Source organism: Pseudomonas sp. TKO26, from assembly GCF_003225665.1.
GTDB classification, from domain to species: domain Bacteria; phylum Pseudomonadota; class Gammaproteobacteria; order Pseudomonadales; family Pseudomonadaceae; genus Aquipseudomonas; species Aquipseudomonas saponiphila.
On sequence record NZ_QKLN01000003.1, the window covers coordinates 198,435 to 211,072 of the forward strand.

Annotated in this window: 11 protein-coding genes; 1 reads left to right on the forward strand and 10 read right to left on the reverse strand. The window is 64.9% G+C overall.

Features of this window, described 5'->3' with window-relative positions; all coding sequences use genetic code 11:
- Window positions 1-17: 17 nt before the first annotated feature.
- Together DNK59_RS06220 and DNK59_RS06225 are read right to left on the reverse strand one after the other, a co-directional pair.
- On the reverse strand, window positions 18-362 hold the full coding sequence (locus DNK59_RS06220; protein ID WP_092318700.1) for a cupin domain-containing protein: 345 nt from the start codon (window positions 360-362) through the stop codon (window positions 18-20).
- A complete protein-coding gene (locus tag DNK59_RS06225; RefSeq protein WP_110722617.1) occupies window positions 359-1,690 on the reverse strand; it encodes a glycosyltransferase in 1,332 nt (443 codons plus the stop codon). Before DNK59_RS06225 ends, DNK59_RS06220 begins: the two co-directional genes overlap by 4 nt.
- A 505-nt stretch (window positions 1,691-2,195) precedes the next feature.
- Between DNK59_RS06225 and DNK59_RS06230 the strand changes: the two genes are divergently transcribed.
- Window positions 2,196-2,840: an amidase gene (locus DNK59_RS06230; RefSeq protein WP_110722618.1), complete on the forward strand. Its 645-nt coding sequence runs from the start codon at window positions 2,196-2,198 to the stop codon at window positions 2,838-2,840.
- Window positions 2,841-2,889: 49 nt separating this feature from the next.
- Here DNK59_RS06230 and DNK59_RS06235 read toward each other — a convergent pair whose 3' ends face one another.
- From DNK59_RS06235 to DNK59_RS06270, 8 genes are all read right to left on the reverse strand, one after another.
- A complete protein-coding gene (locus DNK59_RS06235; RefSeq protein WP_110722619.1) occupies window positions 2,890-3,111 on the reverse strand; it encodes a formate dehydrogenase subunit delta in 222 nt (73 codons plus the stop codon).
- The gene (gene fdhF, locus DNK59_RS06240; RefSeq protein WP_110722620.1) at window positions 3,108-6,005 is read right to left on the reverse strand and encodes a formate dehydrogenase subunit alpha; all 2,898 of its coding nucleotides are present in this window, start codon (window positions 6,003-6,005) and stop codon (window positions 3,108-3,110) included. Before fdhF ends, DNK59_RS06235 begins: the two co-directional genes overlap by 4 nt.
- Window positions 6,002-7,561, reverse strand: a complete 1,560-nt coding sequence (locus tag DNK59_RS06245) for an NADH-quinone oxidoreductase subunit NuoF (RefSeq protein WP_110722621.1) — start codon at window positions 7,559-7,561, stop codon at window positions 6,002-6,004. The genes fdhF and DNK59_RS06245 overlap by 4 nt, the downstream gene beginning before the upstream one ends.
- Complete coding sequence (locus DNK59_RS06250; RefSeq protein WP_092318712.1) at window positions 7,561-8,037, reverse strand: formate dehydrogenase subunit gamma; 477 nt, start codon at window positions 8,035-8,037, stop codon at window positions 7,561-7,563. Before DNK59_RS06250 ends, DNK59_RS06245 begins: the two co-directional genes overlap by 1 nt.
- Before the next feature lie 524 nt (window positions 8,038-8,561).
- Window positions 8,562-9,377, reverse strand: coding sequence for an ABC transporter permease (locus DNK59_RS06255; RefSeq protein ID WP_110722622.1), 816 nt, complete (start codon window positions 9,375-9,377; stop codon window positions 8,562-8,564).
- 7 nt (window positions 9,378-9,384) lie between these two features.
- Window positions 9,385-10,221: an ABC transporter permease gene (locus tag DNK59_RS06260; RefSeq protein ID WP_110722623.1), complete on the reverse strand. Its 837-nt coding sequence runs from the start codon at window positions 10,219-10,221 to the stop codon at window positions 9,385-9,387.
- A 10-nt stretch (window positions 10,222-10,231) separates the two neighbouring features.
- Window positions 10,232-11,344, reverse strand: coding sequence for an ABC transporter substrate-binding protein (locus tag DNK59_RS06265; protein WP_110722624.1), 1,113 nt, complete (start codon window positions 11,342-11,344; stop codon window positions 10,232-10,234).
- A gap of 91 nt (window positions 11,345-11,435) precedes the next feature.
- Entirely contained in the window at window positions 11,436-12,527 is a 1,092-nt protein-coding gene (locus DNK59_RS06270; RefSeq protein WP_110722625.1) for an ABC transporter ATP-binding protein, read from the reverse strand.
- Between the last annotated feature and the right edge of the window lie 111 nt (window positions 12,528-12,638).

Below are 12,638 nucleotides of genomic sequence, written 5' to 3' on the forward strand. Positions count from 1 at the left end.
GCCCTCAGTAGCGGCTTTCAGCGAATCATGTAGACCTTCTTGACGGTCTGGTGGACGGTGCAGGTGCCTTTCCAACCCTGGCCAAAGAAAGCGCTGCTGCCCGGTCGGATCTCGATCACTTCCCCAGACTCATGGACATAGGTGCAACGCCCTTCAAGAAAGTGACAGAACTCATCCCGGGTCACGTGGCACCTCCACTTGCCGGGAGTGCAGCGCCACAGGCCGCATTCCGACTGGCCTTGCGCGCCCTTGTGCAACAGCACGCCGGCAACCCGTGACTGGCCTTCCAGCATCTCTGGTATCTCGCCCCAATCCTGCAGGTCGGTGATCTGCAGCGGGTCCTGTAGCAGTGGTGTATTCATCGGTCACGCTCCTTGTGTTGCACGCCCTTTTGAGCGTTGGGCCGGGTCTTGCGCTTGAGAAGGTTGTCGAGCAGGTGTGCCGCTTCTTCGGTGCCCTGGCGCGATTGCATCTGGGCGCTGGTGCGTTGCAGGCGTTGGCGCAGCAGGCTGTCGTTGAGGCAGGCGTGCAGGGCTTCGGCCAGCTGTGCCTCGGTCCATTGGTAGCGATCGAGCCTGAAGCCATGGCCGGTTTCCTGGGCCCGCATGGCGTTGTCATGGCCGTCCCAGACATAGGGCATGACGATAGCCGGCTTACCGAAGTACAGGCACTCGGTGAAGCTGTTGTTGCCACCGTGGTGGATGACCACGTCCACTTGGGCGATCACCGAAGGCTGTGGCAGCCAGTCGGCAATCTGCACGTTGTCCGGCAATACCGGGTACTGGTCCAGGTGCTCGCCGACATTGACCAGGGCTCGGTAGGGCAGTTTGCCGAGGGCGTTTATCAGGCGCTTGAGCAAGGGGATGTCACTGCTGCCCAGGCTGCCGAAGCTCACGTACAGCAACGGCTGGTGGCGTTGTGCGGGGAACTTGGGAATTGCATAGGGACTGTCCTGGCGCACGCTGCCTTGCAGGTAGTGGAAGCGTTCGGCAGGCAGGGGATGGCGTCGCTTGAACCTGACGGCATCGGGATAGAGCAGCAGGTTCATGAATGGCGAAGGTTCACAGAAGGTGCCCAGGGGATAGGGCTGCTCGCCGTGGGCCTGGAGGAAAAGGTTGAAGTCCTCGTGGATCGGGCGGATCACCTCCTCGAAACGCGCTCGGAAACGCTGGTGCCCGGCTTTGTCCTGAACACTCATCCCGGACAGGTGCGGCGGGATGTCCGGATCGCCGATTTCGTTTTCCGAGCAGGAGATGATGCGCACCCAGGGCGCCTGGTATTGCTTGATCGCGGGAAACATGACGACGTTGTCCACGCAGACCAGATCGGGCTGGAGCCGCTGCAGAACGCCCGGCAGCTCCTTCTGTGCCCATTTCGCAGTGTCGACGATCGCCGCCCAGCATTCCTTCACATAGGTATCGATCTGCTCCAGGGGCGTCTTGCGAAAGTTCGGCAGGTGGCCGTTGATGAAATCGACCCAGTACCGGGCCATGTCCTCGGCCGGCATCGGTGCGGACATGTTCACCGGGTGTTCCTCAAAGCCAAACCGGGCATACACGCCTTGCATGCCGGGGTCCGTGAGAAATACGGCCTTGTGCCCGAGTGCCTCGCAGGCCTGGGCAATGCCGACAGAGTTCAAGGCCGGCCCATAGGCGGCCTCAGGAAAAAAGGCGATGACTTTTTGTGACATGGATAGAGGCTCCCGCCCGGGCTTCAGCCGGGCTCGCTAGTCCATTAGGGGTTTCCTATCGCGCACAGCAGCGCTCTTCAGAGCGAAGCGTTCCAGGTGTGTAAACGAAGATCGGTAAGACGCAGGAACGAACACGCGTGAGGTGTTCGGCACGGGGCGCTTAATAGGGCGGGACGAGCGTGGGCAGCGATCTGTTGATGCCACGCCGGCACACTGGGCGCAGCAGGCGTCGAGTGCTGATTGGCTGGGGAAGGCAGGCCGGTTGCAGGGGACGCATCGAAACCCGCGGAGGGGGCTGGTTGTGGTGCAGGGGATTGGGCTTGTTCACTGGGTTTACCTGAGTGTTTGCTGGCTGACTCAAAGGCACGGCCTTGGAAGCTAGTGCCGACTCAGGCGACTGTCAAACCGCGGCTGCCTGAGACAGATGTTCCAGTGAAGACCGCCACCACTCGGCCGATAGCCTGCTCAGCCGCTCATGCCGCTTCGAATAAAGGAAAAATCAGTTATGCAACTCAGAAATATCGCCTCGCTGGCGCTGTTGTCGTTACTTGGAGCCTGCAGCGTCAAACCGGTGCTGCCTTACTCGGAACCGCCCCTGAATGTGCCCACCGCGCAGTTGCGGGTGATCACCAATGGCGAAGTGCGTGGAGAGGCTTATGCCGGTTGCCTGGGGGACAGCAAGCGCCTGGCCAAGGCCGGGCGTTTTGGCAGTAATCAGCAATCCAATGTCAATTACCCGCAGTTCCCGTTGCAGCCACGGCAGATCGACATGCAGCCGCGTTTTGCGCCGAAGCTGCCGGCCTATATCGGCTCGATCCGCATGGGCGAGGGCGCCTACCACGAGATCGTTACCGAGTATCGGGTGCCGGCGGGGCGGCCTTTTATGCTGGAAGGAGGTGGGGTGTCGGCCGCTGGATCCGGCAGCAGCTATCGCACCTGTCCCGAGGTGAAGAAGGTGGTGGTGTTCGAGCCGGGCAAGAGTTACGAAGCCTACGTGGGCCTGAACTACATTCCCCAGGCCAGTGGCGAAGCCGAAGCGATGTGTGTCTTTGCGGTGTACCAGCTGTTGCCGCTTGGCAAGCCGGGAGCGGTGATGCCGCTGGCGCTCCAGACCAAGCCGCCAGCGGACAGAACGTGTCCGGGTAACTGAGCCGTTGCGGGGTTCCCCGGCCTGTTGCAACAGGCCGGGGCGTGCCGGTTCAGGCCTCCCAGCCGCTGTCGCTCAGCGCTTGTTGCACCAGTGGGTGCAGTTCGGCGCCTTGCTGCTCGGTCTGCCAGGCCAGCAATTCCTTGCGCATGGCCGGGGTCCAGAACAACTGCATGTGGTTGCGCACGCTGAGCGCCGCCTGCACTTGGTTTGGCTCGTTGGCAAAGTAGGCGGCGATCTGGTTGGCCATCTTGATCAGGTTGGCGGTGCTCATCGGCGCACCTCCGCCTTGCCGCCCCGGGAGCGCCGGCGTTCATCCAGCAGGCGATGCTGTTCGTCGCTGAAGGCCTGGTAGCGCTTCTGCCATTCGGAAGGATGGTAGACGCGGCTGACTTCCACCGCCGTGACCTTGTATTCCGGACAGTTGGTGGCCCAGTCGGAGTTGTCGGTGGTGATCACGTTGGCCCCCGACTCGGGGAAGTGGAAGGTGGTGTAGACCACCCCTGGCGCCACCCGCTCGGTCACCCGGGCGCGCAGCACGGTCTGCCCGGCGCGGCTGCCGATGCCCACCCAATCGCCTTCGTTGATGCCCCGGCTCTCGGCGTCGGTGGGGTGGATTTCCAGACGGTCCTCGGCGTGCCAGGCGACGTTGTCGGTGCGCCGGGTCTGGGCGCCGACGTTGTACTGGCTGAGGATCCGGCCGGTGGTCAGCAACAGCGGGTAGCGGCCGTTGACCTTCTCATCGGTGGGCACGTAGCCGGTGAGCATGAAGCGCCCCTTGCCACGCACGAACTCGTCGATGTGCATGGTCGGCGTGCCGTCCGGCGCGGCGTCGTTGCACGGCCATTGCAGGCTGCCGTGGCGATCCAGGCTGGCGTAGCTGACGCCGGTGAAGGTCGGGGTCAGGCGGGCGATCTCATCCATGATTTCCGAAGGATGGTTGTAGTGCATCGGGTAGCCCAGGGCCGCCGCCAGGGCCAGGGTGCCTTCCCAGTCGGCCTTGCCGCCCAGGGGTTCCATGACCTTGCGCACCCGCGAGATACGCCGCTCGGCGTTGGTGAAGGTGCCGTCCTTTTCCAGGAACGAGCTGCCCGGCAGGAACACGTGGGCGAACTTGGCGGTTTCGTTGAGGAAGATGTCCTGCACCACCACGCATTCCATGGCCGACAGCGCCGCGGTCACGTGCTGGGTGTTGGGGTCGCTCTGGGCGATATCCTCGCCCTGGCAGTACAGGCCCTTGAAGCTGCCGCCCAGGGCCGCTTCGAACATGTTGGGAATGCGCAGCCCGGGGTCGGCTTGCAGGGTGACGTTCCAGGCCTGCTCGAACTCCTGGCGCACCGCCTGGTTGGAGATGTGCCGATAGCCCGGCAGCTCGTGGGGGAAGGAGCCCATGTCGCAGGAACCCTGGACGTTGTTCTGCCCCCGCAGCGGGTTCACCCCCACCCCTTCGCGACCGATGTTGCCGGTGGCCATCGCCAGGTTGGCGATGCCCATCACCGAGGTACTGCCCTGGCTGTGTTCGGTCACTCCCAGGCCGTAGTAGATTGCTGCGTTGCCGCCGGTGGCGTACAGGCGCGCGGCGGCGCGGATATCGTCGGCGGGAACACCGCAGATGGCGCCGAGCACTTCTGGCGAGTTGTCGGCGCGGCTGACGAAGGCGCTCCATTGGGCGAAGGCTTCAGGCTCGCAGCGGGCGTCGACGAAGTCCTGGTTGACCAGGCCTTCGGTGACGATCACGTGGGCCAGGGCATTGAGCATGGCCACGTTGGTGCCGGGGCGCAGGGCCAGGTGCAGTTCGGCGCGGGCGTGCACCGAGTCCACCAGATCGATGCGCCGTGGGTCGATGACGATCAGCTTGGCCCCTTCACGCAGGCGCCGCTTGAGCTGGGAGCCGAACACCGGGTGGGCGTCGCTGGGGTTGGCGCCCATCACCAGGATCACGTCGGCCTGCATCACCGAGTCGAAGCTCTGGGTGCCGGCGGATTCCCCCAGGGTCTGCTTGAGGCCATAGCCGGTGGGCGAGTGGCAGACCCGGGCGCAGGTGTCGACGTTGTTGTTGCCGAAGGCCGCCCGTACCAGCTTCTGCACCAGATAGGTTTCTTCGTTGGTGCAGCGGCTGGAGGTGATGCCGCCGATGGAGTCGCGGCCGTACTTGAGCTGGATGCGTCGCAGCTCGCTGGCGGCGTAGGTCACCGCTTCATCCCAGCTGACTTCCTGCCACGGGTCGCTGATGTGCTTGCGGATCATCGGCTTGGTGATGCGGTCCGGGTGGGTGGCGTAGCCCCAGGCGAAGCGGCCCTTGACGCAGGAATGGCCGTGGTTGGCCTGGCCATTCTTGTCCGGGACCATGCGCACCAGTTGCTCGCCCTTCATCTCGGCGCGGAACGAACAGCCGACCCCGCAGTAGGCGCAGGTAGTGATCACCGCGCGTTCCGGCTGGCCCATTTCCACCACGCTTTTTTCCATCAGGGTCGCGGTGGGGCAGGCTTGCACACAGGCACCACAGGACACGCATTCGGAGTCGAGGAAGTTGTCGCCACCAGCCGCCGCGACCCGAGACTCGAAGCCGCGGCCGCTGATGGTCAGGGCGAAGGTGCCCTGGGTTTCCTCGCAGGCGCGCACGCAGCGGTTGCAGACGATGCACTTGCTCGGATCGTAGTCGAAGTAGGGGTTGGAGGTGTCTTTCTGATCGTCCAGGTGGTTGGCGCCGTCATAGCCGTAGCGCACTTCCCGCAGGCCCACCTGGCCGGCCACGGTCTGCAGTTCGCAGTTGCCGTTGGCCGAGCAGGTCAGGCAATCGAGCGGGTGATCGGAGATGTACAGCTCCATCACGTTGCGTCGCAGGGTCGCCAGTTTCGGCGTTTGCGTGTGCACCACCATGCCTTCGCTGACCGGGGTGGTGCAGGAGGCCGGGTAGCCGCGCATGCCGTCGATCTCCACCAGGCACATGCGGCACGAGCCGAAGGCTTCCAGGCTGTCGGTGGCGCAGAGTTTGGGGATGGTGGTGCCCATCAGGGCCGCGGCGCGCATCACCGAAGTGCCCTGGGGCACGCTGATGCTGCGACCGTCGATGCTCAGGCTGACCTGCACCTGGCTGTCGCGGGCCGGGGTGCCGAAGTCCACGGCATTGAGGTCGATGTCTGTGGCTGGGTCGAAAATACTGATCATTGCTCGGCCTCCGAGGGCGCCAGACCGAAGTCGGCGGGGAAGTGCTTCAGGGCGCTGGCCACCGGGTAGGAGGTCATCCCGCCCAGGGCGCACAGCGAGCCGTATTGCAGGGTGTCGCACAGGTCCTTGAGGATGATCGCCTGCTCATCGCGACGGCCTTGATCGGGCGCCGCCAGCAGGCGGTCGATGACCTCCACGCCGCGGGTCGAGCCGATGCGGCACGGGGTGCATTTGCCGCAGGATTCCTCGGCGCAGAATTGCAGGGCGAAGCGCGCCATGTGGGCCATGTCCAGGCTGTCGTCGGCCACCACCACGCCACCGTGGCCGAGCATCGCGCCCATGGCGGCGAAGGCCTCGTAATCCAGCGGCGTATCGAACTGCGCCGGCGGCACCCAGGCACCCAGCGGGCCACCCACTTGCGCGGCCTTCAGCGGCCGGCCGCTGGCGGTGCCGCCGCCGTAGCCTTCCACCAGTTCGCGCAGGGTCAGGCCGAAGGCCCGTTCCACCAGGCCGCCATGACGCACGTTACCCGCCAGTTGGAAGGGCATGGTGCCCAGTGAGCGGCCCATGCCGTAGTCGCGGTAGAACGCTGCGCCCTTTTCCAGGATCAGCGGCACCGAGGCCAGGGTCAGCACGTTGTGCACCAGGGTTGGCTGGCCGAACAGGCCTTGCAGCGCCGGGATCGGCGGCTTGGCGCGAACGATGCCGCGCTTGCCTTCCACGGAGTCCAGCAGGGCGGTTTCCTCGCCGCAGATATAGGCCCCGGCACCGACCCTCACCTCCATGTCGAAGGCCTGGCCACTGCCGCCGACATTGGCCCCCAGGTAACCGGCATCCCGGGCGATATCCAGGGCCTCGCGCAAGGTGGCCACCGCTTGGGGATATTCCGAGCGCACATAGATGTAGCCATGGCTGGCGCCGACCGCGAGGCCGGCAATGGCCATGCCTTCGATCAGCAGGAACGGGTCGCCTTCCATCAGCATGCGGTCGGCGAAGGTGCCGGAGTCGCCTTCGTCGGCATTGCACACCACGTACTTCTGCTGCTGCGGGGTGTCGCGCACGGTGCGCCATTTGATTCCGGCGGGGAACGCCGCGCCGCCCCGGCCACGCAGGCCAGAGTCGAGCACCGCGGCCACGGTCTGGTCACCGCCCAGGGCGATGGCGCGGCTCAAGCCCTCGAAACCGCCGTGGGCCCGATAGTCCGCCAGGGACAGTGGCCGGGTGATGCCGGCGCGGGCGAACAGCAAGCGTTGCTGGCTTTTCAGGTAGGGCAGGTCTTCCACCCGGCCCAGGGCCAGGGGATGGCTGGCGGCGCTGTCTTGCAAGGCGTCCAGCAGCGAGGGCACATCGGCGATGCTTACCGGACCAAAGCCCAGGCGGCCGTCCGGGGTGTCGACTTCCAAAAGCGGCTCCAGCCAGTACAGGCCACGAGAACTGGTGCGTTGCAGTTGCAGCGGCAGTTGGCGCTGCTCGGCCTGGGCAGCGATGGCCTCGGCCACCGCGTCGGCGCCCACGGCCCGGGCCAGGGAATCACAGGACAGATAGAGGCTTGGCATCACGCGTCCTCCCGGCAGCTTTCCAGCAGGGCGTCCAGGCGTTCGGCGCTGACCCGGGCATGCAGTTGCCCGTCCAGCTCCAGGGCCGGCGAACAGGCACAGGCGCCCAGGCAATACACCGGACGCAAGCTGATGGAACCGTCGGCGCTGCTGCCGTGGTCATCCAGTTGCAGGCGCTGGCGCAATTGCGCCGCCAGTTGCTCGGAGCCGCGGCTCTGGCAGGACTCGGCACGGCACAGGCGCAGGATGTGCCGCGCCGGCGGTGCGGTACGGAAATCATGGTAGAAGCTGATCACCCCGCGCACTTCCGCCTGGCTCTGATTGAGCGCGTGGGCGATCTCGGGGATGGCCAGATCGGGGATGTAGCCGAGCTCTTCCTGGATCTGGTGGAGCAGGGGCAACAGCGCACCCGGGACGCCTTTGTGGCGCTCCAGCAGGGTGTGGATCAACGGCAGATGCAGCGTTTCATCAGGCATACAGCAATTCCTCACGGTCACGGACACACCTGATGGTTGTCGGCTGTCCGAAAGTGTCGGCTGCGGCACTGTTTGCCACGTCACGGTAGCGCGGCGTTTCAGGCCGTTGGCCATGCACCCTGAATGGGCATCTTGTTGGACCCGGTGCGGTCGTTGCCGCACCTGTTCAGGGCATAAAGGGCAGCTTGACACGCTGCCTCTGATTGAACCGCACGAAAACGACGTGTCCGGTTCCGAATGCGACCACCCAATGAGTCTAGAAGAGCCAGGGCAAGCGGGTGGAGCGAGCTGCGCACTATCGGATAAAACGCAGGGAGGGGGGCATGACTTCGGTCAGCTTGAAGGCGAATAGTCGGATGCGGGGGACGTCTGTGAAGGGGCTGTGTGGCGAGGGAGCTGGTTCCCGCTCGGGCGCGCAGCGGCCGCAAAGCCTGAGCCCGCGACTTGTCGGTGGGAACCGGGGCTCAGGTATTGGGCTGGCTTCGCCAGCCAGTGGGAGCAAGCTCCCTCGCCACAGGGGGCTGTCAGGAGCGTGCGCGGCGTTGGGCAGCGTACTGCAAGGCCAGGCGGCCCATGAGCACCAGCAGGGTCAGGCCGATCAGCAGCACCGAGATCGCCGCCACGCTGGGGTCGACGTTATCCCGCAGGCCGCTCCAGATCCGCCGGGGCAGGGTGTTGACGTCGACGCTGGTGATGAACAGGGTCACCGCTACCTCTTCCCAGGACAGGGCAAAGCTCAGCAGCGCGGTGGAGAAGATCCCCAGCTTGAGGTTCGGCAACATCACCAGGAAGGTGGTCTGCATCAGGCTCGCGCCCAGGTTGCGCGAGGCCAGTTCGATGCGCCGGTCCACCTGGCTCAGGGCCACCAGCATGGTCACCACGCCGTAGGGCACCACCATCACCACGTGGGCGATCACCACCCCGGGCAGGGTGTCGTAGCCCCAGCCCGGGGCGAGGCGTCCCAGGTTGGTTTCCATGAAGTACAGCACCAGCGCCGAGATCACCGGTGGAATGGCCATGGGCAGCAGCACCAGGCCGATCAGCAGGGTTGCCAGGCGCGAGCGCAGGTACCAGATACCGAGGCTGAAACTCACTGCCAGCAAGGTGGCGATCAGGCTGGTGGCGCTGGCGATGGCCAGGCTCTGGCCGATGCTCGACAGCCACTCGGGGTTGCTCAGCAACGCCTCGTAATGGCGCAACGACCAGTTGCCGTCGGGCATCGACAGGTAGCGCTTGGCGGTGAAGGACACCGGGATCACCGTCAGCAGCGGGAACAGCATGAAGGCCATGGCGACCACGGCGATCAAGCGGGTACTCAAGGCAGTGCGATGTGTATTCATAGTGATTTCAGCCCACCAGTCGATTGACACGGGTAACGCGCAACAGCAGCCAGATCAGCGCGCTGACCAGGGTCAGCAGCACCAGGCTCAGGGCCGCGCCCAGGCCCCAGTTGCTGGTCTGGAACATCTGCAGGAACACGTACTCGGCGATCATCACTGTCTGCCCGCCACCCAGCAGCACCGGGGTGATGAAAAAGCCCAGGCAGAACACGAAGACCATGATGAAGGCACCCAGCAGCCCCGGCAGGGTCTGGGGTAGCAGCACCTGCCAGAAGGTGCGCAGCGCGCCGGCGCCCAGGCCGCGGGAGGCCAGCAGTACCCGTTGATCCAGCTGACGCATGCTCGACAGCAGCGGAAACAGCGCATACGGGATCATGAAGTGCAGCATGCCGATCACCACCCCCAGTTCGTTGCGGGTCAGCTGCAACGGATGCTCGATCCAGCCCAGGGACAACAGGCTGTCGTTGACCACGCCGTTGCTGCGCAGGGCAATCAGCCAGCCGAAGGCCCGTACCAGCACCGAGATCCAGAACGGAATGAACACGCAGATTTCCACCATGCGCTGCCAGAACGGCGGGCTGAACACCCAGCAGTAGGCCAGCAGGTAGCCGATCACCAGGGCCAAAAGGCTCACGGTCAGGCACAGGCGCAGGGTGCGCAGGAGCATGTCGTGGATCGCCGGATCGGTGGCGATGCGCTGGTATTGCTCGATCCCGGGCTCGGGCAGGGTGAAGCTCCAGCTCACCACGCCGAAAAACGGCAACAGGTAGAACACCACCAGCAGCAACGGCAGGGGAAACAGCAGCAGGCTGCGCTCCAGGCGTGCGGTTCGGGTTGCACTCATGGTCGACGGCTCACTTGGACAGGTGGGTCAGGTACTGCTCCAGGGTGCTGGAGTAGTGGTCGGCGTACCACTGGGTATCGAGGAAGATCTGCTTCTTCATGTTGGCTTCGGAGGCGCAGTTGATCTCCCGCTGTTCGGCGCTCATCAACTGCTGGGTGGCAGCGTTGGACGGACCGTTGCCCAGGGCTTCGAACAGCTTCAGTTGCCCGGCCGGCTGCAAGGCGTGCTGGATGAACTGCATGGCCGGCGCGCTGCCGGCCGGGTTGTCCTTGAGCACGCCCCAGCTGCTGGCGTTGAGGAAGGCATTGTCGAAGCTCCACTGGATGCGGCCCTCGCTGTCCTCGTGGAGCAGGGTGGCGCGGGTGTGCCAGATGGCGCCCATTGAGGCTTCGCCTTCGATCATTAGTTGCTGGCTTTCCGCGCCCGAACCCCAGAATGACAGGACGTGGGGCTTGAGCTCGTCGATCTTGCGCAAGGCCCGGGGCACGTCCAGCGGGTACAGCTGGTCAGCGGCCAAGCCGTCGGCCAGCAGCGCGGCTTCGAGCATGCCGTTCATCCACTTGTAGAGGGTGCGCTTGCCGGGGAATTGCTCCACGTTCCAGAAATCCGCCCAGGTTTTAGGGCCGTTGTCGCCGAACTTCTGGCTGTCCCAGGCGATCACGTAGCTGAACAGGTAGCCGGCGATGCCGTGCTCGTGGGACAGCGACGGGGCCACCAGATCCCGTTGCACCACGCTGTAGTCCAGGGGCTGGAGGACCTTATCGCGACCCAGGGTCATGGCGCTGTAGCTGTCCACATCCACCACGTCCCAGCTCGGCCGGCCGCTGGCCAGCTGCGAGCGGATCGCCCCTTCGGTGGGGCCGGCGCCGTCGATGCGTACCGGGATGCCGGTGCTTTTAGTGAAGCTGTCGGTCCAGGCGCTGCGAAACGCGTTGAGTGCGTCGCCGCCCCAGTTGACCACCACCAGGGGCTTGTCCGCCGCCCAGCTGATGCCGCTGCGCAGCGCCAGCGGCACCGCCGCCAGCAGGCCCATGGCCTGGAGGAAGGTGCGGCGGCTGACCTGCCCGCCACGGGCTTTTTCGATGAGGATTTCGATGCAGTCGCGTTGATGGTGCTGGCTCATGGGGCAAGTCCTCGCGAGGCCGACGTGCAGGGCACCGGCCGATGGTGTGATTGGCTTTCTACGCAAACGCTCGACAGCGGGTGGGCTTGGCTCAGGCTTCCAGCAGGAAGCTGTGGCGCACCGGCCAGCTCAGCCATACCGGTGTGCCGCTGGGCAAGCGGGCACCGGGGTGATCGCCGGGCACCGAGAGGTTCACCGGTGCCAGTTCCGGGCTGATGTTCAGCGCCAGATGAGTGCTGGCCCCCTGGTAGATCCGTTCGCCAAGGCAGGCGGGCAGGACGTTGTGTTCGCCGGCTTGCGGGCGCTCGGTGTGCAGGGTCATGTGTTCCGGACGCACCGCCAGCAACTGCGGCTGGTTGCTGATCTCCCCGGTCGTGGTGGCGTGCAGCGGGCTGTCGCCAAAGCGGCCGCTGGCCTGGCTGCCATTGCGGGAAAGACCTTGTAGGGGGAACAGGTTCATCTTGCCGAGGAACTCGGCGACGAAGCGGTTTTTCGGCCGGTCGTAGATGCTTTCCGGGGTGTCGATCTGCGCCAGCCGTCCCTGGTTGAAGATGGCGATGCGGGTCGACAGGGCCAGGGCTTCACCCTGGTCGTGGGTGACGAAGACGAAGCTGGTGCCGACCTGGCGGTGGATGCGTTGCAGCTCGGTCTGCAACTGCTCGCGCAGGTTCTTGTCCAGGGCCGACAGCGGTTCGTCCAGCAACAGCATGTCCGGCTCGAACACCAGGGCCCGGGCGATGGCCACCCGTTGCTGCTGGCCGCCGGACAGCTCGGAGGGTTTCTTGTGCAGGTGAGCCCCCAGGCCGACCACCTCAAGGATGTGCTTGACCCGGCGCTGGCGCTCCTCGGCCTTCACCCCGCGAATGCGCAGCGGATAGGCCACGTTGTCGGCCACGCTCATGTGCGGGAACAGAGCGTAGCCCTGGAACACCATGCCGTAGTTGCGTTTCTCTGCCGGGCGCCGGCTGATGTCCTCGCCGCGCTCCAGCAGCTTGCCGGCGCTGGGGCTGAGAAAGCCGGCGAGGATCATTAACAAGGTGGTCTTGCCTGAGCCGGAGGGGCCCAGCAGGGTGAGGAATTCGCCTTGGCGAACGTCCAGATCGATGCCGTCCAGGGCGGTGAAGTTGCCGTAATACTGGCTGATTCCTTGGGCACTGAGTTGAGTCGAGGGGCTGCTGGACACTACAGAGATCTCCCGGAAACCCACCTGCACGATTGAGTTTTTATTGTGAGTGCAGCAGGTGGTGGATTCATTATTGTGAAAAGCAACGCCACATCAATGGAATAATTTTTG

Coding starts and splice junctions, on each gene's coding strand:
- fdhF (WP_110722620.1), bottom strand. CDS start 6,005: ATGATCAGTATTTTCGACCCAGCCACAGACATCGACCTCAATGCCGTG.
- DNK59_RS06235 (WP_110722619.1), bottom strand. CDS start 3,111: ATGAGCACCGCCAACCTGATCAAGATGGCCAACCAGATCGCCGCCTAC.
- DNK59_RS06255 (WP_110722622.1), bottom strand. CDS start 9,377: ATGAATACACATCGCACTGCCTTGAGTACCCGCTTGATCGCCGTGGTC.
- DNK59_RS06250 (WP_092318712.1), bottom strand. CDS start 8,037: ATGCCTGATGAAACGCTGCATCTGCCGTTGATCCACACCCTGCTGGAG.
- DNK59_RS06220 (WP_092318700.1), bottom strand. CDS start 362: ATGAATACACCACTGCTACAGGACCCGCTGCAGATCACCGACCTGCAG.
- DNK59_RS06225 (WP_110722617.1), bottom strand. CDS start 1,690: ATGTCACAAAAAGTCATCGCCTTTTTTCCTGAGGCCGCCTATGGGCCG.
- DNK59_RS06265 (WP_110722624.1), bottom strand. CDS start 11,344: ATGAGCCAGCACCATCAACGCGACTGCATCGAAATCCTCATCGAAAAA.
- DNK59_RS06230 (WP_110722618.1), top strand. CDS start 2,196: ATGCAACTCAGAAATATCGCCTCGCTGGCGCTGTTGTCGTTACTTGGA.
- DNK59_RS06260 (WP_110722623.1), bottom strand. CDS start 10,221: ATGAGTGCAACCCGAACCGCACGCCTGGAGCGCAGCCTGCTGCTGTTT.
- DNK59_RS06245 (WP_110722621.1), bottom strand. CDS start 7,561: ATGCCAAGCCTCTATCTGTCCTGTGATTCCCTGGCCCGGGCCGTGGGC.